Annotated in this window: 21 protein-coding genes; 4 read left to right on the top strand and 17 right to left on the bottom strand. The window is 61.5% G+C overall.

Translation table 11 applies throughout. The annotated features are described in order from the left end of the window. Positions 1-574: 574 nt before the first annotated feature. Positions 575-1,201, bottom strand: a complete 627-nt coding sequence (locus tag GH769_RS26150) for a bifunctional 2-polyprenyl-6-hydroxyphenol methylase/3-demethylubiquinol 3-O-methyltransferase UbiG (RefSeq protein WP_032901772.1) — start codon at positions 1,199-1,201, stop codon at positions 575-577. A gap of 176 nt (positions 1,202-1,377) precedes the next feature. On the opposite strand from GH769_RS26150, the gene GH769_RS26155 reads away from it, so the two are divergent. Then, positions 1,378-2,481, top strand: a complete 1,104-nt coding sequence (locus tag GH769_RS26155; RefSeq protein WP_153649929.1) for a hypothetical protein — start codon at positions 1,378-1,380, stop codon at positions 2,479-2,481. Positions 2,482-2,483: 2 nt separating this feature from the next. On the opposite strand, the gene GH769_RS26160 is transcribed toward GH769_RS26155, so the two are convergent. From GH769_RS26160 to GH769_RS26210, 11 genes are all read right to left on the bottom strand, one after another. Continuing rightward, positions 2,484-3,128 (bottom strand): methionine ABC transporter permease, encoded by a 645-nt coding sequence (locus GH769_RS26160; protein WP_003187635.1) that lies wholly within the window; start codon positions 3,126-3,128, stop codon positions 2,484-2,486. Continuing rightward, complete coding sequence (locus GH769_RS26165) at positions 3,118-4,233, bottom strand: methionine ABC transporter ATP-binding protein (RefSeq protein WP_032901774.1); 1,116 nt, start codon at positions 4,231-4,233, stop codon at positions 3,118-3,120. Before GH769_RS26165 ends, GH769_RS26160 begins: the two co-directional genes overlap by 11 nt. After that, positions 4,230-5,045 (bottom strand): MetQ/NlpA family ABC transporter substrate-binding protein, encoded by an 816-nt coding sequence (locus GH769_RS26170; RefSeq protein ID WP_019819873.1) that lies wholly within the window; start codon positions 5,043-5,045, stop codon positions 4,230-4,232. Before GH769_RS26170 ends, GH769_RS26165 begins: the two co-directional genes overlap by 4 nt. Before the next feature lie 138 nt (positions 5,046-5,183). Further along, the gene (locus tag GH769_RS26175; protein WP_032901775.1) at positions 5,184-6,542 is read right to left on the bottom strand and encodes an LLM class flavin-dependent oxidoreductase; all 1,359 of its coding nucleotides are present in this window, start codon (positions 6,540-6,542) and stop codon (positions 5,184-5,186) included. Continuing rightward, positions 6,542-7,735: an SfnB family sulfur acquisition oxidoreductase gene (locus GH769_RS26180; protein ID WP_020302428.1), complete on the bottom strand. Its 1,194-nt coding sequence runs from the start codon at positions 7,733-7,735 to the stop codon at positions 6,542-6,544. The genes GH769_RS26175 and GH769_RS26180 overlap by 1 nt, the downstream gene beginning before the upstream one ends. 40 nt (positions 7,736-7,775) lie before the next feature. Beyond that, positions 7,776-9,017: an SfnB family sulfur acquisition oxidoreductase gene (locus GH769_RS26185; RefSeq protein ID WP_019819871.1), complete on the bottom strand. Its 1,242-nt coding sequence runs from the start codon at positions 9,015-9,017 to the stop codon at positions 7,776-7,778. Positions 9,018-9,202: 185 nt separating this feature from the next. Next, on the bottom strand, positions 9,203-9,991 hold the full coding sequence (locus tag GH769_RS26190) for a hypothetical protein (protein WP_032901776.1): 789 nt from the start codon (positions 9,989-9,991) through the stop codon (positions 9,203-9,205). A 372-nt stretch (positions 9,992-10,363) separates the two neighbouring features. Then, on the bottom strand, positions 10,364-11,110 hold the full coding sequence (gene tcyN, locus GH769_RS26195; protein ID WP_014716461.1) for an L-cystine ABC transporter ATP-binding protein TcyN: 747 nt from the start codon (positions 11,108-11,110) through the stop codon (positions 10,364-10,366). Between the two features lie 3 nt (positions 11,111-11,113). Then, positions 11,114-11,779 (bottom strand): cystine ABC transporter permease, encoded by a 666-nt coding sequence (gene tcyL, locus GH769_RS26200; RefSeq protein WP_003187646.1) that lies wholly within the window; start codon positions 11,777-11,779, stop codon positions 11,114-11,116. Next, a complete protein-coding gene (tcyJ, locus tag GH769_RS26205; protein WP_014716462.1) occupies positions 11,779-12,573 on the bottom strand; it encodes a cystine ABC transporter substrate-binding protein in 795 nt (264 codons plus the stop codon). Before tcyJ ends, tcyL begins: the two co-directional genes overlap by 1 nt. A 272-nt stretch (positions 12,574-12,845) precedes the next feature. Beyond that, on the bottom strand, positions 12,846-13,841 hold the full coding sequence (locus GH769_RS26210; RefSeq protein WP_032901778.1) for a D-cysteine desulfhydrase: 996 nt from the start codon (positions 13,839-13,841) through the stop codon (positions 12,846-12,848). A gap of 166 nt (positions 13,842-14,007) precedes the next feature. On the opposite strand from GH769_RS26210, the gene epsC reads away from it, so the two are divergent. The 3 genes from epsC (at position 14,008) to mgrA (ending at position 18,460) form a co-directional block, all read left to right on the top strand. Further along, positions 14,008-14,934, top strand: a complete 927-nt coding sequence (gene epsC / locus GH769_RS26215; RefSeq protein ID WP_014716464.1) for a serine O-acetyltransferase EpsC — start codon at positions 14,008-14,010, stop codon at positions 14,932-14,934. 399 nt (positions 14,935-15,333) lie between these two features. Beyond that, positions 15,334-17,295, top strand: a complete 1,962-nt coding sequence (gene betT, locus GH769_RS26220) for a choline transporter BetT (RefSeq protein ID WP_169856569.1) — start codon at positions 15,334-15,336, stop codon at positions 17,293-17,295. A gap of 127 nt (positions 17,296-17,422) precedes the next feature. Continuing rightward, complete coding sequence (gene mgrA, locus GH769_RS26225; protein WP_014716465.1) at positions 17,423-18,460, top strand: L-glyceraldehyde 3-phosphate reductase; 1,038 nt, start codon at positions 17,423-17,425, stop codon at positions 18,458-18,460. Between the two features lie 140 nt (positions 18,461-18,600). Here mgrA and tauD read toward each other — a convergent pair whose 3' ends face one another. The 5 genes from tauD to gshA all read right to left on the bottom strand — a co-directional run bounded on the left by tauD (position 18,601) and on the right by gshA (position 23,903). After that, positions 18,601-19,437, bottom strand: coding sequence for a taurine dioxygenase (tauD, locus tag GH769_RS26230; protein WP_032901780.1), 837 nt, complete (start codon positions 19,435-19,437; stop codon positions 18,601-18,603). Positions 19,438-19,451: 14 nt separating this feature from the next. Then, positions 19,452-20,288, bottom strand: a complete 837-nt coding sequence (gene tauC, locus GH769_RS26235) for a taurine ABC transporter permease TauC (RefSeq protein ID WP_014716467.1) — start codon at positions 20,286-20,288, stop codon at positions 19,452-19,454. Then, entirely contained in the window at positions 20,285-21,064 is a 780-nt protein-coding gene (gene tauB, locus GH769_RS26240) for a taurine ABC transporter ATP-binding subunit (RefSeq protein WP_032901782.1), read from the bottom strand. The genes tauC and tauB overlap by 4 nt, the downstream gene beginning before the upstream one ends. A gap of 17 nt (positions 21,065-21,081) precedes the next feature. Then, positions 21,082-22,059 carry a taurine ABC transporter substrate-binding protein gene (gene tauA / locus GH769_RS26245; RefSeq protein ID WP_014716469.1) on the bottom strand — a complete coding sequence of 326 codons (978 nt, stop codon included), beginning with the start codon at positions 22,057-22,059 and terminating at the stop codon, positions 21,082-21,084. 260 nt (positions 22,060-22,319) lie between these two features. Further along, on the bottom strand, positions 22,320-23,903 hold the full coding sequence (gene gshA / locus GH769_RS26250; RefSeq protein WP_032901783.1) for a glutamate--cysteine ligase: 1,584 nt from the start codon (positions 23,901-23,903) through the stop codon (positions 22,320-22,322). Between the last annotated feature and the right edge of the window lie 186 nt (positions 23,904-24,089).

Consider the following 24,089-nt stretch of genomic DNA (forward strand, 5'->3'; position numbering starts at 1 on the left):
CGCTGCCCGTTACGGCGCCATCGCGGGCAAGCCCGGCTCCCACAGGGTAATGCATTCCAAAGGTGGGAGCCGGTGGTGTATCAGGTGAAATAACGCTGCCCGTTACGGCGCCATCGCGGGCAAGCCCGGCTCCCACAAGGGAATGCATTCCAAAGGTGGGAGCCGGTGGTGTATCAGGTGAAATAACGCTGCCCGTTACGGCGCCATCGCGGGCAAGCCCGGCTCCCACAGGGTAATGCATTCCAAAGGTGGGAGCCGGTGGTGTATCAGGTGAAATAACGCTGCCCGTTACGGCGCCATCGCGGGCAAGCCCGGCTCCCACAAGGGAATGCATTCCAAAGGTGGGAGCCGGTGGTGTATCAGGTGAAATAACGCTGCCCGTTACGGCGCCATCGCGGGCAAGCCCGGCTCCCACAAGGGAATGCATTCCAAAGGTGGGAGCCGGTGGTGTATCAGGTGAAATAACGCTGCCCGTTACGGCGTCATCGCGGGCAAGCCCGGCTCCCACAAGGGAATGCATTCCAAAGGTGGGAGCTGGCTTGCCTGCGATGAGGCAGGTACAGGCGATGCAGCACTAAATCTTACGCCATACACTCGCCAACCAAGGCTGTTGTTCCCGCGGCAACCCGGCCGGCCGGTAGTAGTGCTCCAACTCTTCAAACCCGGCTGCGGTCAGCAAGGCCCGCCAGGCCTGCAGATCGTGATAAGAGCCATACCTCGGCCCATTCCAGCCCTCCTGGTTCTCGCCCCGAGGGTTCGAGCTGAACAGCACGCCCCCAGGCTTCAACGCGCCGTGCAGCTCTTTGAGCACTCGGGGCAACTCCTGCTTGGGAATATGAAACAGCACCGCATTGGCAAACACGCCATCGAAGCGTTCGGCGGGCAGGTCCAGCTTGAGAAAGTCCTGCTGCAGCACCTCACAGCCGCTGTCTTCGCGGGCCATCTGCGCAAAACGTTCGGAGCCATCCAGGCCCACGGCGATATGCCCCATGCGCGTAAACGTCTGCAAATCCCGCCCGGGCCCGCAGCCGAAATCCAGCACGGTAAACGGCGGCGTGCCCTGGATATGCCGCAGCAGCGCGTCGATGTTCTGGCTCACATCGTGATCGCGGGTGCCTTCACGGAAGTCTTCGGCCACCTTGTTGTAATGGCCCAGGGTGGTGGAGGTGATCTGGTTGAGGTCGTCGGGAGCAAGTTTCATGGCATGGCGCACGGCTGCGGCTGAGGTGGTTGGACTATACCCCGGCCCACTCTTGAGTTGAAAACCGTGTATCCGCTGTAGGGCACTTCATGGCGCTCGCAGTGTGCGCATCCGACAGACCGTCACGGGAAATTGTGGGTAAGATTCGGCCTTCATTTGCAGAGGGTTATACATCCATGGAAGAGGAAAAACGTCCCGCCGTTGGCAACCACACCGCGCCGAACAAGGTCGACCAATACGCCACGAGATTGAGCAATGGGCTGTTCTGGCTCAATGAGCGTGCCTGGCCGCTGACGGTGGGGATTCTCTCGGTGGCAGGCCTATACCTGTACCAGTACATCCAGATGGAAAAGGTGCCGCTGAGTATCTTGTCGGCGTCGGCGTTCACCGCATTGCCAGCGATGTTCGCCATGTTGGTATTTGTGATCGGCATGATGGGTGCATCGATCCTGGTGCCCACGTTCATCTTGTTCACACGCCTGAACGGCACAGGTGTGCGTCTGAGTGATCAACTCAATCTCAGCCCGCAGTCGCCGCAAGAGACGGCCCAGCACAGGAGGTTACTGGGACATTGGGCGGCCAGCCTGTTGGTGATGTTTGTGTTCTGGATGTCCGCCGTATACCTGTCCGTGAACGCCGAAAGTGGGTTTTTGCTGACGCTCAGTTGGATCGTGGCGATCATGGCGGCGGTAGTGGCCTATGTCGGCATCATCATTCGTGCGCGCCCCGCCCATGTTGCCCTGCGTGAGTTGTCCGGCGAGTTCTGGCTGGCCAGTGCTGGCGCCGGGGTGGTTCAAATGGTGGTCATTCTGATGGTGACGGTGCCGGTCTCCCGCGCCTTCAGCGAGTACTCCGACAGCGCCGTGTTCTTTGCGCCGTTCATGGCCGCCGAAATGGCCGTGTTGTTCCTGATCCAGGGAAGCGCCGCCTGCCTGGTGGTGCGTATGCGCGTCCAGAAAAAACCGGTGGCGTTCGCCTCATTGGTAGCCTTTGCGCTCATCGTTTTACTCGGGCTGATCCCGGCGAGTGGGGCCAAGTTGGGCGGCCTGCCGCTGCAAGGATCCGCCTCGGGAGGGCGCGTTTGTACCTTGATGACCTGGACGGCGCAGGCCCAGGTTCCCGGCGCGCTGGTAGACGCCGACAACCCCAAGCGCAGCGTAAAATTGCGAGTGATGGCCGACTCGGATGGCAGCTATATCGTGCGGCCCTGGCAGGCCAAGGAAAAAACCATCACCTTCGTGCCCCGTGCCAGTGTTGCCCAACTGGATGAGTGCCCGTGACGTCAGCGCTTGTTCAACACCCGCGCCAACCTATCCCCACTCAGTTGGATCACCGCCACCAGCACCACAAGCAACACAATCACGGTGAGCATGATCTGCGTATCGAAGCGCTGGTAGCCATAGCGGTAGGCAATATCGCCCAGGCCACCGGCGCCGATTGCTCCGGCCATGGCCGATGAATTGATCATGGTCACCAGGGTGATCGTGAAGCCGCCGACGATGCCGGGCAACGCCTCTGGCAACAGCACATGCCAGATGATGTGCCAACGGCGGCAACCCATGGCCTGCGCGGCTTCGATCAGGCCATGGTCGACCTCGCGCAGGCTCACTTCAGCGATGCGTGCAAAGAACGGCGTGGCGGCGATGGTCAGCGGTACCACTGCCGCCCAGACGCCATAGGTGGTGCCGACGATCAGGCGCGTGAACGGGATGAGCGCCACCATCAGGATCAGAAACGGAATGGAGCGGAACAGATTCACGAACGCTCCCAGCACGCGGTTTAGCGCCGGTGCCTGGTAGATGCCGCCCTTGTCACTGGTGACCAGGAATACCGCCAGCGGAATGCCCACCAGCAGCGCGATCAGCGATGACACCCCCACCATCAACAAGGTGTCGATGGCGCCCTGCACTAAACGATCAAACCACATAGCCCAGCACCTCCACCTGTTGTGCCCAGTTGGCCGCGCGTTTGCGCAGTTCTTCGGCGTTGTGCGGCGATCCATTCACCGCCAGCAGCAGTTGCCCCAAGGCATGCCCCTGGATGCGTTCCACGCCCCCTTGTAGTAAACGCACACGGCCGCCGAGGGCACTGAACAGTGCCGCGAGGTCTGGCTCCAGGGTGTCGCTGCCGGTGAACTGCAGGCGCAGCACCAGTGCGGCGTCGGCCGAGGCGGGCGTGGGTTGCAGGCGGCGTTGCAACTCTGGCGGCAAGCCGTGTTGCAGCGGTGCGAGCAGGGTCTTGCTGACCTCATGTTGCGGATCGCCAAACACCTGCCACACCGGGCCTTGCTCGACGATACGCCCGTGCTCCAGCACCACTACGCGGTCGCAGATGTCGCGGATCACCGCCATCTCATGGGTGATCAGCACGATGGTCAGGCCCAGGCGCTGGTTGATCTCGCGCAGCAGGCCGAGGATCGACTGGGTGGTTTCCGGGTCGAGGGCCGAGGTGGCTTCGTCGCACAGCAGAATCTCGGGGTCGTGCACCAGCGCGCGGGCGATGCCGACGCGCTGCTTCTGCCCGCCGGACAGCTGCGCCGGGTACGCCTTGTGTTTGTCTTGCAGGCCTACCAGCTCCAGCAGTTCATGCACCTTTCGCGCGCGTTGTGCCTGGGGCACACCGGCGACCTTGAGCGGCAACTCGACGTTCTGCCACACGGTCTTGGCCGACATCAGGTTGAAGTGCTGGAAGATCATGCCGATGCGTCGCCGCAGCGCCACCAGATGGTCTTCATCGAAGCTGCCGATGTCCACCTGGTCGATCAGCACCCGTCCGCTGCTGGGTTGTTCCAGGCGATTGATGGTGCGGATCAGCGATGACTTGCCGGCGCCGCTGCGGCCGATGATGCCGAACACTTCGCCCCGCTGGATCGCCAGGTCAATGCCTTGCAGCGCATGCACCGTGCCGTCATAGGTTTTGCCCAGGTTGATGAACCGCACATGGGCGCGGTTCAAGTCCGGGTGCAGTTCAGTCTGTTCCGCGTGGCTGGGCGCAGGGGCCAGATCGTGCAATCGGGCGTTGGCGGCACTCATGGTTTAGCTTCCCAGCCAACCTGATAGAGCTTGCCGAGGGACTTGTCCAAGGCTGCACGCACCACTGGCGAGTGCTGGTAGATATCGACGAACTTGATCACCCGTGGGTCGGTTTTGCTCTTGGGCTGGATGACGAACTGAATCACGTATTCCGGATGATCGAGGCCGTCGAACAGCAGTGCCGACTCGGCATCGAAGGTCTTGGACAGGCGGATGTACGCCGGGTAGCCCTGCACCAGATCGGCGTCGTCATAGGCGCGCACCAGTTGCACCGCTTCCACTTGCAGGATCTTGATGTTTTTCGGGTTGGCGATGATGTCTTCTTCTGTGGCCTTGTAGCCCACGCCCGGTTTGAGGGTGATCAGCCCGGCCTTGGCCAGCAGTTGCAGGCCGCGACCGCTGTTGATCGGGTCGTTGGCAATCGCCACGCTGGCGCCTGCGGGCAGCTCGTTGAAGCTTTTGTATTTTTTCGAATACAGCCCGACGTTGTTGATGATGCCCGGCGCGTACGGCACCAGGTCAAACCCGGCGGCGGCCTTGGCGTTTTCCAGGAAGGGGATGTGCTGAAAGTAGTTCACGTCGATATCGCCGGCGGCGAGGCTGACGTTGGGCGCGATCCAGTCGGTGAACTCCACCAGTTCGACCTTCAGGCCCTGCTTGCCGGCCTCTTCTACGGCGGCTTCCAACGGAATGGCGAAGGCAGCGGTGGTGCCGATTTTCAACGGTGCATCGGCGGCGAATACCGCCGAGCTGAATAAGCCGAAGGCCAGGGCCAGTGCTTTGACTGGGTTGTTTAAGAATGTCTTTTTCATAGTGGTTTTCCAGTCATAAGGTCTTAGGTAGCGAGATCGTTCCCACGCTCCGCGTGGTAATGCAGCCAGGGACGCTCCGCGTCCCCAAAGCGAACGCAGAGCGCCCAAGAGGCATTCCCCCGCGGAGCGTGGGAACGATCAAACAACGTGGCGGTAGGTAGAGCCGGTGTGTTGGTTGGGTAAGCGAGCCGTGTCATGAAAGACTTTTTCCCTCAGCGTTCCCTGCGCATATTCCGTCTTGTACGAGCCCCGTCGTTGTAACTCCGGTATCACCAGCTCAATGAAATCCACATAGCTCTCCGGCGTCACAATGCGCGTCAGGTTGAAACCATCCAGCCCGGTTTCGCTGATCCAGGATTCCAGCTCATCGGCCACCTGTTCAGGCGAGCCCACCAGGGTGATATAGCGCCCGCCCAAGGCGTGCTGGTCGAGCAATTTGCGCCGGGTCCAGTCGTTGTTCTGCAGGTTCTGGGTGGCCGACTGGATCGCGTTGCTCTTGACGTACTGGATCGGTTCGTCCAACGCGTACTGGGCAAAATCAATCCCGGTCGAGGCCGAGAAGTGCGCCACGCCAGCTTCCGCGCTGGCGTAGCTGAGGTACTCGGCGTGCTTGTTCCAGGCCAACGCTTCAGTGGCGCCCACAATGACGTTCAGGCCCATGAACACCTTGATGTCGTCCGGGTTGCGCCCAGCCTCCACTGCGCTGGCGCGCACCTTGTCCACCTGGCGCTTGGTCGCGGCCTTGTTCTGCCCGCTGATAAACACGCACTCGGCATGCCGCCCGGCGAACAGCAAGCCGCGCTCGGAACTGCCGGCCTGGAACAGCACCGGCGTGCGCTGCGGCGATGGCTCGCACAGGTGGTAACCCTCCACCTGATAGAACTCGCCGTGGTGCTCTACCTTGTGCACCTTGCCCGGTTGCGCATACACCCGCGCTTGGCGATCGTTGTGCACCGCGTCGTCTTCCCAGCTGCCTTCCCAGAGCTTGTACAACACCTGCAGGTATTCATCGGCCTGGTCGTAGCGCCGGTCATGCTCGACCTGTTCGGTAAGGCCCATGGCCTTGGCGGCGCTGTCGAGGTAGCCGGTGACAATGTTCCAACCCACCCGGCCACGGCTCAGGTGATCCAGCGTCGACATGCGCCGGGCGAACAGGTACGGCGGCTCATAGGTGAGGTTGGCGGTAAGGCCGAAGCCAAGGTGCTGGGTAACGGCGGCCATGGCCGACACCAGCAGCAACGGGTCGTTGACCGGTAACTGGATCGACTCCTGGAGCGGCACGTCGATGGAGTCCTGATACACGTCATACACGCCGACGATATCAGCGATGAACAAACCGTCGAACAACCCGCGCTCCAGGATCTTCGCCAGTTCAGTCCAGTATTCGAGGGTCTTGTACTCGGTCGAGTTGTCCCGTGGATGAGTCCACAAACCGTGATTGATGTGCCCGATGCAGTTCATGTTGAAAGCATTGAGCAGGATCTTTTTTTTGCTCATCAGATGGTCCCCCGCAGCGGCGGGTTTTCATCGTTGAGGTAGTAGTTGCCAACCGCATGGTATTTCCAGCGCACCGGGTCGTGCAGGGTGTGCACCCGGGCGTTGCGCCAGTGGCGGTCCAGGCCGTGTTCGGCCAGGGTCGCCTGGCTGCCGGCCAGTTCGAACAGGGTGCTGCCGGCCGCCAGGGAAATCTCGGTGCTCAGGGCGCGTATTTCGGCAACGGCGATGGAGGCTGCGGCGACGGTCTGGGCATTGCTGTCGGCCTGGGCGCGGTCGAGGAATTCACCCGAGCGTTCCAGCAAGGCTTCGGCGGCGTGCAGGCGGCTGCTCAGGTGGCCGAAGCTCTTGAGTGTCAGCGGGTCTTCGGTGGCCTTGTCGTTGCCGGCGTCGATCCACGGGCGGGTCTTGGTGCGCACAAAATGCAAGGCATCCTCAAAGGCTGCGCGGGCGATGCCGGTGTCGATGGCTGCGTGAAGGATCTGCGCCAGCGGGCCGACAGTAGTCGGGCGTTCGAAGGCGCTCTGGAACGGCACCACGTCTTGCGCCGCGACCCACACGTTGTCGAACACTACCGAGCCGCTGCCGGTGGTGCGCTGGCCGAAGCCGCTCCAGTCATCGATCACCGTCAGCCCCTCGCTGTCACGCGGTACGAAGGCCAGTTGCTGCACGCCATTTGCATCCACCACCGAGGTGGGGATGCGCTGGGCGTAGATCGCGCCGGTGGCGTAGAACTTGCGCCCGTTGATGCGAAAACCATCGCCGTCGCGGGTGAGGCTGGTAATGCGGTCGTGTGCGGTCTTGGTGCCCAGCTCCGCCAAGGCGTTGCCAAAGCGTTGGCCAGCCAATACCTCGGCGTACAGGCGTTGCTGCTGTTCGGGGCTGCCGTTCACCCGCAGTACTTCGAGGGCATAGAAATGGTTTTGCGGAATCTGGCCCAACGAGCCATCGGCCTGGGCGATCAGTGCGATGACCTTGGCCAGGGTGACGTTGGACACGCCCGCGCCACCGTAGGCCTTGGGCACGCTGATGCCCCACAGGCCAGAGCGGGAAAACCCGTCCAGCTCGGGCAGCGGCAGGCGGCGTTCGCGGTCGCGTTGGGCGCTGTCGCGGCGCAAGTCTTCAGCAAGATCGCTGGCGACAATAAGCGCTTGTTCGTCGCTGGTAATGACCGCGACGGGGTGAGAAAGGGTCATGAGTTTCTCCAGAAGCTCGTGGAAAAAGTGTTCTGGTTGGTTAAATCCACGAATGACGAGCCGGCAAGGTGCCGTTGAGCCGATAGGCGCCGATGGCGTGGTACTTCCAGCGCACCGGGTCGTGCAGGGTGTGAACCCGGGCGTTGCGCCAGTGACGGTCAAGGTTGAATTCGGCCAGGGTGGCGCGGCTGCCCGCCAGTTCAAAGAGCTTCTCGGTGACTTGTAACGCCACTTCGGTGGTCAGCACCTTGGCTTCGGCCACGGCAATCGAGGCGTGGGCGGCGGATTGCGCGGTGATCGGCGCGGCGCTGACCTGGTCAAGCACCTGGCCTGCCTTGCGCAGCAGGGCTTCGGCGGCGTGCAGTTCGATCTTCAGCTTGCCGATATCGGCGATCACATACAGGTCGTCGCTGGCTCGCTCGACCTTGGCGTCGATCCACGGGCGCGAACGCTCACGCACGAAGGCGATGGCATCGTCGAGGGCGCCCCGGGCGATGCCGGCGTCGATGGCGGCCTGGATCAGTTGCGACACGGCCCCTTGGATATTCGGGCTTTCGCCCAGGCGCCAGTTGTCGATGACCAGGTCCGGGTCCACCGCTACGCGATCAAGCAGCACGGTGCCGCTGGCGGTGGTACGTTGGCCAAAGCCGGACCAGTCATCAACGATGCGCAGCCCTTCGCTGCCGCGACGTACAAAAGCCATGACCTGCTTGCCGTCATCGTTCAGGGCCTTGATTGCCACCCAGTGAGCGAACAGGGCGCCTGTGGAGTAGAACTTCTGGCCGCTGAGCACGTAACCGTCGCCTTCGGCCGTGAGGCGCGCCTTGAGCTCCAGAGTATTTTTGGTGCCGCGTTCCGGGCCGCCGTTGCCGATGCGCCAGCCGTCGAGCACGCTCTGGAACAGCTGCTTTTTCTGACGCTCGGTGGCGGTGCCCTGCAATACGTGCAAGATGCCGAAATGGTTCTGCGGGATCTGCCCGAGTGCCGGGTCGGCCGCGCTGATGATCGCGAAGACTTCGGCCAGGGTCACAAACGACACCTGGGGGCCGCCGTATTCGCGGGGAATGGAAATACTGCCCAAGCCGCTGCGGGTGAACTGTTCGAGCTGCGCCCAGGGCAGTTTGCGTTGCTGGTCGCGCTGGGCGGCCTGCGCACGCGCAGCCTGGGCCAGCTCGTGGGCGGCGCTCAGCGCCTGGGCGTCGTTGCGCAGCACCGTGGCGGGCAACAGCAGGGGAGCTACGTCCACATCACTCTGGGGGGATGTTAGAGCCAAGTTAGACATCAGCGCCGCTCCTTGGCTGCACGCAATGCCCTGGCGTTGCGCACCGGGGTAATTCTGACCATACCGACCTCGCATTCAATGAAATAAACAGAAAAATCAGGAATGTCCGGTGGTCCGGTGCATATACCCTAAGCGTGTTAATTATTTAAATAAACTAACTTTTAGGAATATGCATAGAAGGGCTGTCACCCCGGTTCACAGGGTGAACCGAAGCGACGCGGTTGATAGCCTGGCGCGGGCGAGGCTGGGCGGGGCGGTGTGCAGGCCGCGATGCGCAGCGTGCGGGCGGGCGCCCAGCGGGAGTTGTTACCCACGCGATCGAGAATGCAGTAGGTGACCTCCAACCGGCAGTCGTCGCCGGCTTCGACAATCACGTGGGGCGGCACCCACACCTGCACCGCCAGGCCGACGCTTTGAGCCTGAATGCGGGGCAGGTCCAGGCGTACATCGCCCCAGCGCAAGGTGATGGCATCGCCCGTGCTCATGTTCAGGTAAGGCTCGATGGTCAGCGGAATGCCGCGCCTTACCTGGCTGCTGTTGACGCCATGGCGGCGGATCGTCTCGGGCAGGTTCACGGGCGCCAGGTTCTGGTTTTCATCGCTGCCTTCAGGGTTCAGGCGCGGCGAAGGCTGACCGCCGGGGTAGTTGGTCTTGACCCGCACCAGGGTCACCGCCGAGCGCATCGGGCCATGGCCGATCTGCAAGACCTGGTAGTGGACGCGTGCCGGTCCGTCCTGCACAAAACTCTGCGGTACGCACAGGTGGGTGCACGTGCCGATCTTGCACGCCGTCACCTTGCGCGAGGCGGCGAAGCAGTTGTTCCAGAACAGTTCGATCAGGTCGCCTTCTTCCATGCTCGGGTAGGGTGAAATGTCGACCTGCAAGTGGGCGGAGGCCAGGGCGCTGATGCCGTTTCCAATAGCCTGGGGCAGCCTTGGGGCACGGAGCGTGGCCGAGGTTTGAGCGTGTGTCATAAGTAATCTCCTTGGTGCAGCCAGCAGCAATCGTTCCGAAACCTCGACGAACAGGCGCAAGGGGGGTCGAAAGGCACGATTCAGTCAGTAGCCGGGATAGGATCCAATCCTCAAGGCGCTAGATAAGAGGGTTGGCCAAGGAGCGTCAATGGAGGCAAAGGGCTAAACGGTGGGTTTGGCGAGATTCAGACGGGTCTGACGGGGAGGGGGGACCTCAGGGGGCAGGCGGCGGGGTCTTTTACGGGGTGGAATGGCGACTCCCTGTAGGGCCTCGCTTATGTGGGAGCTGGCGTGCCTGCGATAGGATCACCCCGGTTGGACTGCTACACCGAGGCGCTTGCATCGCAGGCAAGCCAGCTCCCACACAGAACATCAGTGGGCGAGGAATTTGCTCAGGAACTGCTTGGTACGTTCTTCCCTGGGGTTGGCAAACAGCGCCTTGGCTTCGCCCTGTTCGACGATCACGCCCTTGTCGAAAAAGATCACCCGGTTGGCCACATCACGGGCAAAGCTCATCTCGTGTGTGACGATGACCATGGTGCGGTTTTCTTCGGCCAGGCTGCGAATGGTCGCCAATACTTCACCCACCAGTTCCGGATCGAGGGCCGAGGTGGGTTCGTCGAACAGGATCACCTCCGGCTCCATGGCCAATGCGCGGGCAATCGCCACACGCTGTTGCTGGCCGCCGGACAGCCGCCTTGGGTAGGACGCTTCCTTGCCTGCCAGGCCGACCCTGGCCAACAGCTTGCGCCCCAGTTCGGCCGCCGCTTCCCGTGGCATCTTCTTGACCACGATGGGGCCTTCGATGACGTTTTCCAGTGCGGTGCGGTGGGGGAACAGGTTGAAGTTTTGGAACACAAAGCCCACATGCTGGCGCAGGCGTCGCACCAGGCCCTGTTGCTGGTTGAGCGGCCTGCTGCTGTCGATCTCGATGTCACCCACCTTGATACGGCCGCTGGTGGGTTCTTCGAGGAAGTTCAGGCAGCGCAGGAAGGTGGTCTTGCCGGAACCACTGGGGCCGATGATGGCGACCACTTCGCCTTCCTTGACCTCCAGGTCGATGCCGTTGAGCACCACCTGACCATTGAATTGTTTGGTCAGTTTTTCAACCACGATCATGCTTCAAGACTCCAGGTCATGCCGGTTGACCCGGTCTTCCAGACGATTTTGCAGATGCGCCAGGATGCTCGCCAGGATCCAGTAGATCAGGGCCGCGGACAGATACATGGTGAAAATTTCGAAGGTACGCGCCGACACCAGTTGGGCCTGGCGGAACAGCTCGGGCACTTGGATGGTGGCGGCCAGCGCCGTGTCCTTGACCAGTGAAATAAAGCTGTTGCCCAAAGGCGGCAACGCCGTGCGCATCGCCTGGGGCAGGATGGCCCGGCGCAACGTCTGCGCACGGGTCATGCCGATACTGGCAGCAGCTTCCCACTGGCCACGCTCGATGGAGGCGATGGCGGCCCGCAGGATTTCACACGCATAGGCAGCCATGTTCAGCGAAAAGCCGATCATGGCAGCAGGGATAGGGTCCAGCTCGATGCCCACTTGCGGCAAGCCGTAGTAGATCAGGAACAGCTGCACCAGCAACGGCGTGCCACGAAAGAACGACACGTAGACCCGGGCCGTCCAACTCAGCAACTTGAAGCGCGAGAGGCGCATCAAGGCCAGGCCGAAGCCCAGCAACAGGCCGAAAAACATCCCGCCGAGGCTGAGGATTACCGTGTAGTACGCGCCCTTGAGCAGAAAGGGCGCGGAGTCCAGCGCGAGTTGGAAACCTGCTTCCATTATTGAGTGACGTCAGCGTTGAAGTACTTCTCGGACAGCGTCTTCAAGGTGCCGTCGGCGCGCAGTTTGTCCAGAGCCTTGTTGACTGCGTCGAGCAATTCAGGCTCGCCTTTGCGCAGGGCGATACCGGATTCCTGACGGGAGAAGGCGTCGCCGGCAGCGGCGGTGTCGGGGGCCTTCTTGGCGTATTCCAGCGCGGCCAGGCGGTCGATCAGGATGGCGTCGATGCGGCCGATGCGCAGGTCCTGGAACTTGGTCGGGTCGTCGTTGTAGGTCTTGATAATAGCTTTAGGCTGGTTGTCCTTGAGCCATTGTTCGTAGTTGGTGCCCAGGCCCACACCCACTTTCTTGCCGGCCAGGTCGTCGGCTTTCTTGATCGAGTCGACGTTCTTTTTCAGCACCAGCGCCTGGATGCCGGACACGGTGTAAGGCTTGGAGAAATCGTATTTTTTCTTACGCTCTTCGGAGATGGTCACCTGGTTGACCACGGCGTCCAGGCGCTTGGATTCCAGCGCGGCAAGGATGCCGTCCCATGGCGTGGCTTGCAGCTTGACCTTGACGCCCAGCTCCTTGGCCAGTGCCTCGGACAATTCCACTTCGAAACCGCTGAGCTTGCCGCTTTCATCGACAAAGCTGAACGGTGGGTAGGTGCCTTCCAGGCCGATCTTGATCTCGCCGGCCTTTTTGATGGTGTTCAACTGCTCGCCGGCAACCGCCTGGCCCAGCCAGCCAGCGCCAAGCGCCAGGCCCAAAGTGCCAACCAACAGCGTGCGACGAAATGCGGAAATAGTCATGGAGAGCCCCTGTGTTTTTATGGTGAGCGAAGCAGGTGACGCGGTAGTCGTATCCTGCCCTAAAGTGCGAAGCGCGTCTTCGCCTTCGGCGCGATGATAAAGCGGGTTTTTAAGTCTTGAAAATAATAAAAATACAATTTCATATTCTTTTTGGAAATATGTGCGGCTTGTGTGGGAGCTGGCTTGCCTGCGATTGCAGTGTGTCAGTGCCAAGTTTCTGGCTGACCCACCGCAATCGCAGGCAAGCCAGCTCCCACATCGACCGTATTCAATCAGTTGAAAACTGAGTCATAAGCAAACAATGCCGGCGCGCCACCGGTATGCAGGAAAATGATCGGCCCCTCTTCAAAGCGCTGGCGCCCGATGCCGTCCAGCAAACCGGCCATGGCCTTGCCGGTATACACCGGGTCCAGCAACAGACCTTCCTGGCTGGCCAAAAGTTTGATCGCCGAGAGGGTGCCAGCGTTTGGCTCGCCATAACGCGGCCCGAAATACTCGTCCCACAGGGTGACCTTGAAGGCTTGCGGAATAGCCACGCCGAGCAACTCGGCAGTGCGCTCGGCCAAGCCCTGCACCTTGGGCAATTGCGCTTGCTCGGTACGCGACACCGTGATGCCGATCACCGGCAATTGCGGCAGTGCTTGGCTCAAGGCCAGGGCCAGGCCGCTGTGGGTGCCGGCACTGCCAGAGGCAAGCACCACGGCGGCAAATTCAATGCCGCTGTCTTCAATCTGCGCGGCCAACTCCAGCCCGGCGCGCACGTAGCCCAGCGCGCCGAGTGCATTGGAACCGCCGATAGGCACCAGGTACGGCTTCTTGCCGTTACTGCGCAGGCGGTCGGCGAGGGCGTTGAGTTGGTCGTCGGCGTTGTCGAGGTTTTCCACCAACTCCACTTTGGCGTCGAACAACTCCAGCAGCAGGCGATTGCCGTTGCCCAGGTAGTTGGGGTCGTCGGTGCCGGTAGGATTCTCCAGCAGGGCAACACAGCCCAGGCCGAGCTTGGCAGCCAGCGCGGCGGTCTGGCGCACATGGTTGGACTGGATCGCGCCGGCGGTGACCAGGGTATCGGCGCCCTGAGCGATGGCGTCGGCGGCCAGGTATTCGAGTTTGCGCAGCTTGTTGCCGCCCATGGCCAGCGGCGTGGTGTCATCGCGTTTGACGTAGATGTCCCTGCCCAGCCAAGCCGACAGCCGCTCGAGTTTTTCCAGGGCCGTGGCACTGCCCAGTAGTTCCAGACGGTTAAAACGGTCGAGCTGTTGTTTGATCATGGGTACGCACGGTGGCTGAGTGATGGGGGGACTATAGGCAGGCACTTTTCATCGGGCAACCGTCAATCGCTTATGACGAAAGGTTCTTATGTTCACACCATTGGTTCTTAAGAGCTGCCTGGGTGCATACCGTAAAGTGATGGCCATTTCGTCAGGAGTGAATACCGTGAGTGAGCGTTCCAGTCATTGGCAATTGCAGACCATCGTCAGCCAGCTGCGCGGCGCCCGCGACCAGTGGCGAACGCGCAATGGGCGCTTGAGTGGCGAGCATGGTGGCCGCGAGTTGCCGTCCCGCGAGGCGGTGGCACAGATTCTTGAGGCCTTGTGCGGCGCCCTGTTTCCGATGCGCCTGGGCCCGGCGGACCTGCGCGAAGAAAGCGAAGACTTCTACGTGGGCCACACCCTCGACGTCGCGCTCAACGCCTTGCTCGCCCAGGCGCGCCTGGAGTTACGCTATGCCGCGCGCCAGAGCGGTGAGGACGACAGCGAAGTCAACGCCCACGCCATTCGCCTGATCCAGGATTTCGCCCTGGCCTTGCCATCCTTGCGCAGCCTGCTGGACACCGACGTACTGGCCGCCTACCACGGCGACCCGGCCGCACGCAGTGTGGATGAGGTGCTGTTGTGCTACCCGGGCATCCTGGCGGTGATCCACCATCGCCTGGCCCATCACCTGTACCGTGCCGGCCTGCCGCTGTTGGCGCGGATCAGTGCAGAAATCGCCCACTCGGCCACCGGCATTGATATCCACCCCGGCGCACAGATCGGCCCGAGTTTTTTTATCGATCACGGCACAGGCGTGGTGATTGGCGAGACGGCGATCATCGGCGAGCGCGTGCGCATCTACCAGGCCGTGACACTGGGCGCCAAACGCTTTCCGGCGGATGAAGATGGGCAATTGCAGAAAGGCCACCCGCGTCACCCTATTGTTGAAGATGATGTGGTGATTTACGCCGGGGCGACGATCCTGGGGCGGATCACCATTGGCCAGGGTTCGACCATTGGCGGCAATGTGTGGCTGACCCGCAGCGTGCCGGCCGGGGCGAATATCACCCAGGCGAATTTGCAGCATGATGATGGGGCGCAGAAGTAATACCTGAGCCAAACGCCGGTCAGTGTGGGAGCTGGCTTGCCTGCGATAGCGGTGTATCAGTCAACAGATGGGTGGCTGACCCAGCGCTATCGCAGGCAAGCCAGCTCCCACATTTCGAATGTATTTCAACGTGGGGTCGCTGAACGATTTGCCTTCTTCATCCGTCATACCAATCCCTGAGCTAGTGTAGGAAACACCTACCACTCAGCCTTGCGATTAGTCCCAGACCGCCTATTCATGTTTAACTTGAACGTTCGTTCAAGTTAAACCGGTGGTTCGCTGCCCGCTCACAACAGGAGGCTTACCTTTGCTGAGTCCGTTTTTTACAGCCATATCCCGCAACCTTGAGGTGCATCGTTCATGAGTGCATCGTCCACCCCTTCCAGCGGCATGGTGCGCATGAATGCGCCCGTTTTCTATTTTGCCGCCACCGTCATCCTGCTGTTTGGCATCACGGTCATCGCTATCCCGCAACAGGCCGGTGCCTGGCTGCTGGCGGCGCAAAACTGGGCGGCCAACACGGTCGGCTGGTACTACATGCTGGCGATGACCCTGTATCTGGTCTTCGTGGTGGTCACCGCGCTATCGGGCTACGGCAAGATAAAACTCGGTGCCGACCACGACGAGCCCGAATTCAGTTACCTGTCCTGGGCCGGCATGTTGTTCGCCGCCGGGATCAGCATCACGCTGTTTTTCTTCTGTGTCTCGGAGCCGCTGACGCACCTGGTGCAGCCGCCCCAGGGCGAAGCAATGAACGCCGATGCGGCGCGCCAGGCCATGCAGGTGTTGTTCCTGCACTGGGGCCTGCATGGCTGGGGCGTGTTCGCGTTTGTCGGCATGGCCCTGGCCTATTTCGCCTACCGGCATAACCTGCCGCTGGCATTGCGCTCGGCGCTGTACCCGCTGATCGGCAAGCGCATCAATGGCCCTATCGGTTATGCGGTGGATGGCTTTGGCATCATTGCCACGGTGTTCGGCCTGGGCGCCGACATGGGCTTTGGCGTACTGCACCTCAACTCTGGCCTGGACTACCTGTTTGGCATTGCCCATACCCAGTGGATCCAGGTGGGCCTGATCACCCTGATGATGGGCGCGGCGATCATCGTGGCCGTGGCCGGCGTCGACAAAGGCGTGCGGGTGATGTCCGACATCAACATGCTGCTGGCCTGTGCGCTGCTGCTGTTCGTGTTGTTCGCCGGGCCTACCCAGCACCTGCTCAACACCCTGATCCAGAACATCGGTGACTATTTGGGCGCGTTGCCCACCAAGAGTTTTGATGTGTACGCCTACAACGAGCCGAGCGACTGGCTGGGCGGCTGGACGGTGTTCTACTGGGCCTGGTGGATCGCATGGTCGCCGTTCGTGGGCCTGTTTATCGCGCGCATTTCCCGTGGCCGTACCATCCGCGAATTCGTGTTTGGCGTGCTGCTGATTCCGCTGGGCTTCACCCTGGCGTGGATGTCGATTTTCGGTAACAGCGCCATCGACCAGGTGCTCAACCATGGCATGGCTGCACTGGGCCAGTCGGCTATCGATGACCCATCGATGAGCCTCTACCTGCTGCTGGAAACCTACCCGTGGAGCAAGACCGTGATCGCGGTCACGGTGTTCATCAGCTTTGTATTCTTCGTGACCTCGGCTGACTCCGGCACTGTGGTGCTCTCCACCCTCTCGTCCAAAGGCGGCAACGCGGATGAAGACGGGCCGAAGTGGCTGCGTGTGTTCTGGGGCGCGATGACCGCCCTGGTCACCAGTGCGTTGCTGTTCGCTGGCAGTATCGACTCGCTCAAGTCTGCGGTGGTACTGACCTCGCTGCCGTTCTCGCTGATCCTGCTGCTGATGATGTGGGGGCTGCACAAGGCGTTCTACCTGGAGTCGCAAAAGCAGATCGCGCAGTTGCATTCCCTGGCGCCGATATCGGCTTCACGCAAAGGTCGAGGCGGCTGGCGCCAGCGCTTGAGCCAGGCCGTGCATTTTCCGTCGCGTGACGAGGTGTACCGTTTCCTCGACACCACGGTGCGCCCCGCGATTGAAGAAGTGACCGCCGTGTTTGTCGAGAAGGGCCTTACGGTGGTGACCCAGCCCGACCCGTCCAACGACAGTGTCAGCCTCGAAATCGGCCATGGCGAAGAACGTCCGTTCATCTACCAGGTGCAGATGCGTGGCTACTTCACGCCGTCGTTCGCCTTGGGCGGCATCGGCAAGAAAGAGATCAACAACCGCCGCTACTATCGGGCCGAAGTGCACTTGAGTGAGGGCAGCCAGGACTATGACCTGGTGGGCTACACCAAGGAGCAGATCATCAATGACATCCTCGACCAGTACGAGCGCCATCTGCAGTTCTTGCACATGGTGCGCTGATAGCGTTCCTCTCAAGTAGGTCTTTGCTGTAAAAGGAAGAGGCAGACTTAAGCGATTCAGCTGCTTAAAAGGCCCGGGAATATGCTTATTCCCGGGCCTTATTTGCCCTAGATCAAGAGAGGATTCGATGACGTACATTGCTGCCGAAAACCGCTATGAATCTATTCCCTATCGCCGCGTAGGCCGCAGTGGATTGGTGCTACCAGCCCTGTCCCTGGGGTTGTGGCACAACTTTGGCGACAGCACCCCGATCGACACCCAGCGCGCGTTGCTGCGCACGGCGTTCGACCTGGGCATCAACCACTTCGACCTGGCTAACAACTACGGCCCGCCCTATGGCAGCGCCGAGATCAACTTCGGCCGTTTGCTGCGCGAAGACTTCAAGCACTACCGCGACGAATTAATCATTTCCAGCAAAGCCGGTTGGGACATGTGGCCCGGTCCTTACGGCCAGGGTGGCGGTTCGCGTAAATACGTATTGGCGAGCCTGGACCAGAGCCTGCAACGCCTGGGCGTCGATTATGTGGATATCTTCTATTCGCACCGTTTCGACCCCGACACGCCGCTGGAAGAGACCGCCAGCGCCCTTGCCACCGCCGTGCAGCAAGGCAAGGCGTTGTACATCGGTATCTCGTCTTACTCCGGAGTAAAAACCCGCGAAATGGCGGCGCTGCTCAAAGAGTGGAAAGTGCCGCTGTTGATCCACCAGCCGGCCTATAACCTGCTCAACCGTTGGGTGGAAAAAGACCTGCTGGAGACCACTGAAGAACTCGGCGCCGGGGTGATCGCTTTCACGCCGCTGGCCCAGGGTTTGTTGACCGATAAATACCTTAACGGGGTGCCAGCCGATGCGCGGGTCAATCGTCCGGGTGGTGGCTCGTTGCAGGCCCAGCACCTGTCCGAAGCCAACATCGCCCATGTACGCGGCCTGAATGAAATCGCCAAGCGCCGTGGCCAGAGCCTGGCCCAGTTGGCGTTGGCGTGGACATTACGTGATCCACGGGTAACCAGTGCGCTGATCGGCGCAAGCCGGCCGGAGCAGATTATCGAGAACGTCGGGGCGTTGAAGAACTTGAGCTTCAGTGCGCAAGAACTGGCGGAGATTGATCGGTTTGCGCAGGAAGGTGGGATCAACCTGTGGGAAAAACCGTCCACCGCCGAATAACCTTACACCACTGGTTGATCGTTCCCACGCTCTGCGTGGGAATGCAGCCCCGGACGCTCGGCGTCCGCTTTAAAGTCGTGACGCAGAGCGTCACAGGAGGCGTTCCCACGCAGAGCGTGGGAACGATCTGTCGCCAAGCGTTAGAACGGCACATCCCCAAGAATCGTCGCGCGGTGCATCACCCGCCGCTGCGGCCGGTAGTCATCCACGGCGTAATGCTGGGTGACGCGGTTATCCCAGAACGCAACGTCATTTTCCTGCCAGCGCCAGCGGATGGTGAATTCCGGGCGGGTGGCGTGGGCGAACAGCAGCTTGAGAATGGCCTTGCTTTCGGCCGGTTCCAGTTCATTGATTCGGGTGGTGAATCCGTCGCTGACGAACAGCGATTTACGCCCACTCACCGGATGTGTGCGCACGACTGGGTGCGATAGCGGCGGGTTTTTCTTGCGGGTTGCTTCCCAGCGCGCAAGGTCTTCGGCGGTGTTGCCAAAGCGCTCCAGCGGGAACGACTTGGTGAAATCGTGTGTGGCGGTGAGGCCATCGAGCATGCGCTTTAACGGCTCGGACAATGCCTCATACGCCGCAATCCCACTGGCCCACAAGGTATCGCCGCCGAAGGCTGGCAGCAGCTTGGCGCTGAGCACAGCGCCCAGGGCCGGCGTGGGCAGGAAGGTCACGTCGGTATGCCACACCGCGTTATCACGCACATCCGTGACGGCGGTGTCGAGGATCAGCACTTCGGGCTGTTCCGGCACGTTGGGGTAGATCGGATGGATGTGCAGGTCGCCAAAATTGGCCGCGAAGCGTGCCTGTTGCTGCGGGGTGATCGGCTGGTCGCGGAAGAACAGCACCGAATAGTCGAGCAACGCCTGTTCAATGGCGTCGCGCTGTTCAGGGTTCAGCGGCTGGGTGATGTCGACGCCACTGATCTGGGCGCCCAGGGCGGTGCTTAATGGGGTAACGGTCAGGCTGCTCATTGTGGATTCTTCACTCAGTGTGCCTGGCCATGCCAGGGCACTAATTTACGCTGCAGGGCGCGCAGGCCCATTTCCATGGCGAAGGCGATCAGGGCGATGACCAGGATGCCCAGAACCACCACATCGGTGACCAGAAACTGCGCCGCCGACTGCACCATGAAGCCCAGGCCGCTGGTGGCGGCAATCAGCTCGGCGGCGACCAGGGTCGACCAGCCCACACCCAGGCCGATACGCACACCGGTGAGGATGTCGGGCAGGGCGCTGGGCAGGATCACATGGCGAATCAGTTGCGCGCGGGTTGCGCCCAGCGACTGCGCGGCCCTCAGCTTGGCAGGGTCGACGGTGCGCACCCCGGTTGCGGTCGCGATGGCAATCGGGGCGAAAATCGCCAGGTAAATCAGCAGCACCTTGGACAGCTCGCCAATACCGCACCAGATCACGATCAGCGGCAGGTAGGCCAGCGGCGGAATTGGCCGGTAGAACTCGATCAACGGATCGAAAATGCCTCGGGCAATGCGGTTGGCTCCGATGGCAATCCCCACCGGCACGGCTGTCAGCACCGCAAAGCCCAGGCCCAGGCCGATGCGGCTCAAGCTCGCGCCCAGGTGCTGCCACAAGGTGGAATCCATGTAGCCGGTGGTCGCCAGCAGCCAGCCTTTTTGCAACACTGCCGATGGTGGCGGCAGGAACAGAGGTTCGATCAAACCGGTGGCGGTGACGGCCCACCAGAGGGCGAGCAAGGCCACCAGGGTCAGCACGCTGATCCAACGCGTGCTCAGGCTGCGGCGTACCGGAATAACGACAGGTGCCACCGCCTTGCTGGCCGTGGCGGGAAGTTCGTAGCTGCTCATGCGTACACCTGCCGTTGGGAGAACACTTTGCCCAGCACATGTTCACGGGTTTCGATAAAGCGCGGGTCGGACTTGATTGCGCGGGCTGATTCACCGGCGGCGTAACGTTGGCCGAAATCCAGCTGCAGGCGTTCGACGATCTGGCCGGGGTTGGGCGCCAGCAGGATCAGGTCCGTGGCCAGAAACACCGCCTCTTCAATGTCATGGGTAATCAGGAATACCGGCTTGGCCGTGCGCCGCCACACTTGCAGCAGCAACTCCTGCATTTGTTCGCGGGTAAAGGCATCCAGCGCGCCGAAGGGTTCGTCCATCAGCAATACGCGAGGGTCGGCCGCCAAGGCGCGGGCCAGGCCGACGCGCTGTTTCTGGCCGCCCGAGAGCTGCCAGATGCGCCGGCTGTCGAAACCGGCCAGGTCCACCAGCGCGAGCATTTCGCGGGCGCGCACTTCGCGCTGCGCCTTGGGCACGCCGGCCAGTTCCAGGCCAAAGGCGACGTTGGCCAGCACGTCCTGCCAGGGCAGCAGGGCGTCGTCCTGGAACACCACGCCGCGCTCGGCGCTGGGGCCCTTGACCGGCTCGCCATCGAGGGTGATACGCCCGGCAGACGGCTCGACAAAGCCGGCAATCAGGTTCAACAACGACGTCTTGCCACTGCCGGACGGGCCCAGGGCAACCAGCAGTTGCTGGGGCCCAAGCTCCAGTGAAATATCGGACAGTACCGGTTCCGGGGCGCCTGGGTACTGTGCGCTGATGCGCTCCAGTTGTAGCAAGGCCATCGCAGTGAACTCCTGGGTCAGTTGGTAATGAACTTGGCGCTGACGTAAGGGGCGTAGTCGGGCAGCACGGCCTCGACCTTGCCTTGTTCCTTGAGGAACGCAGCGGTGTCGGTGACGGCCTTGGTGGTCGGCGCTCCCAACAGGGTTACCTGGTCGGCGGCCAACGGGTAGACGTTGCCTTGCAGCAGCAACGGGATATCGCTGGCCTTGGCGCCGGAGAGTTTCACCAGTTTGTCGACGTTGCCGGTATCGGCAAGCCAGGCTTGTGGGTCTTTGCGGTAGGCGGCGTAGGCATCCAGAGTGACCTTGGCAAAGGCGGTGACGATCTCTGGGTGCTTCTCGGCAAAATCCTTGCGCACGATCCAGGCATCGAACGTCGGCGCGCCGAACTTGGCCAGTTCGCCGGAGGTGATCAGCACCTTGCCGGTTTCTTTGGCCACGCCCAGGGCCGGGTCCCACACGTAGGTGGCGTCGATATCACCGCGCTTCCAGGCGGCGATGATGGCGGGCGGGGCCAGGTTGAGGATGGTGACTTTGGCCGGGTCGATGTTCCAGTGCTTCAGGGCAGCGAGCAGGCTGTAGTGGCCGGTGGAAACGAAGGGCACAGCGATTTTTTTGCCGACCAGGTCCTGCGGGCTGTTGATCCCCGAGCCGTTACGCGCCACCAAGGCTTCGGCGCCGCCGATCTGGGTGGCGACGAGGAAGGTTTGCACCGGGACTTTGCGGGTTATTGCGGCGGTCAGCGGGCTGGAACCGAGGTAGCCGATCTGCACGTCGCCCGAGGCGATGGCGGCGATGATGTCGGCGCCATTGTCGAATTTGCGCCAGTCGATCTTGGCGTTGGTGGCTTTTTCATAGGCGCCGTCGGCTTGGGCGACTTTGGCCGGGTCCACGGTGGTCTGGTACGCAATGGTCACATCCGCCGCCTGGGCAAACAGGCTGGCACCGGCCAGGGACAATGCGGCCAACAGGCGCAGAGGGGTCAACAGTTTCAAGGGGAAGCTCCTCAATCAGGCGGCCGAGGGTCGGCGTGAGAGGAGACTAAATGATCTAAGAATTCGAAAATAAATAACTTTTTCGAATTAGCTTATGAGGGGAAATGGCGAAGCCTGTTTTCAGGCTGGCAAAAATAATGTGGGCGCTGGCTTGCCTGCGATAGCGGTGTATCTGTCAACAGGTGGGTTGCTGACCCACCGATATCCCAGGCAAGCCAGCTCCCACACAAGCCAGCTCCCACAGGAGAGCGAGCCTGAGGTTAGTTGCTGATGGCCAGGATGCTTGCCTGGTACGAGCCGACAAACACATCGAAATCGCCCACTTCGTTCTGTTCCAGCTCCGCCTGCTGCGCCAGCGAGGCACGGGCCAGTTCTTCAAAGTGCGCTTGTTCCTCAGGCGCCAAAGGCTCCTTGCGGAAGTACTCGGCATGCACTTCGCTTTGATGCAGAGAGAACTGCGCAAAGCTTTCCTTGCGCTCAGCCATGGCTGCCAACACCTGAGCCGACGGTGTCAGGGACGGGTCCTTGACCTTGGCCAACTGGGCGTCCAGTGCCTCGCTGTGTTCGGTGATGCCGTGGCTCTGATCGAGCAGGGCGGCCAGCGGGGCAATCTTCTCCAGCAACTCGGCCGCCCACTCCTTCATGTCCACCGGCTGGCCGTCACGCTGCAATTGCAGGCCAGGACGGCGACCTTCCTTGACCACGCTGAGGAAGTTGGAGGTGGCGTTGCCGCACTCGTTGTTGGCGAACAGTGGGCTGTCGTTCAGTGCGCAGTACAGCAGGAATGCGTCGAGGAACCGTGATTCCGGCAGATCGATACCCATCGGCAAGAACGGGTTGATGTCCAGGCAGCGTACTTCGATGTACTGGATGCCGCGGGCCATCAACGCCTGGATCGGCCGCTCGCCGGTGTAGGTCACGCGCTTGGGACGGATGTTGGAGTAGTACTCGTTTTCGATCTGCAGGATGTTGGTATTGAGCTGCACCCACTCGCCATCCTTGTGCGTGCCGACTTCAACGTACGGCGCGTAGGGTGTTGCCACCGCTTCGCGCAGGCTGTCGGTGTAGCTGGCCAAGTCGTTGTAGCACGGCGTCAGACCGGCCTGGGCGTTGCTCTGGTAACCCAGGTCGCTCATGCGCAGGCTGGTGGCGTAGGGCAGGTACAGGGTGTCGGCATCCAGGACTTCAAGCTGATGCGAGCGCCCCCGCAGGAAGCCGGCGTCCAGGGCTGGCGAGGCGCCGAACAGGTACATCAACAGCCAGCTGTAGCGACGGAAATTACGGATCAGCGCGATGTAGGCCGTGGACTGATAGTCACGGTCGGTGCCGACAAATCCTTCTGTTTCCTTGAGCAATGGCCACAACTGTTCCGGCAGGGAAAAGTTGTAGTGGATGCCCGCGATGCACTGCATGGTCTTGCCGTAACGCAGGGCCAGGCCCTTGCGGTACACGTACTTGAGCTGGCCGATATTGGAGGTGCCGTAGTAGGCAATCGGAATATCTTCCTCGGCCGGCAACGGGCACGGCATCGAGGGGCTCCACAGGTATTCGCTGCCCAGCTTGGTGTAGGCAAAGCGATGGATCTTGTCCAGGCTGCTCAGGGTATCGGCCGGGTTCGGCAGGGCTGGGGTGATGAACTCCAGCAGCGATTCCGAGTAGTCGGTGGTGATCTGTTCGTTGGTCAACGCGGCGCCCAATGCTTCGGGGTGTGGCGTTTGCGCCAGGCGACCCTCACTGGTGACGCGCAGGCATTCGCGCTCGATGCCGTGCAAGCATTGCTCTAGCAGGGAGAGGTGTTCGCGCTTGCCGAGCAGGGCCAGGCGGCGGTTGAGAAGTTCGCTCAAGTTGGATTCCTTCACGCGTCAGTCGCCCCAATATGGGGGTGGGCAGGACGGTCTACAAGGGTGAAGTGGAAACTGGCGTGATCGCCTGGTTTTGAGTCGATTTGACCCGCTCTGAATTTGCCGACTTCACTCCATGAATTGGGCTACAGCGCAGCGAGAAAATTCCGACGCTGTTATCGCAGCGCC

Source organism: Pseudomonas sp. CFSAN084952 (assembly GCF_009648855.1).
In the GTDB taxonomy this organism is placed as follows: Bacteria; Pseudomonadota; Gammaproteobacteria; order Pseudomonadales; family Pseudomonadaceae; genus Aquipseudomonas; species Aquipseudomonas paracarnis.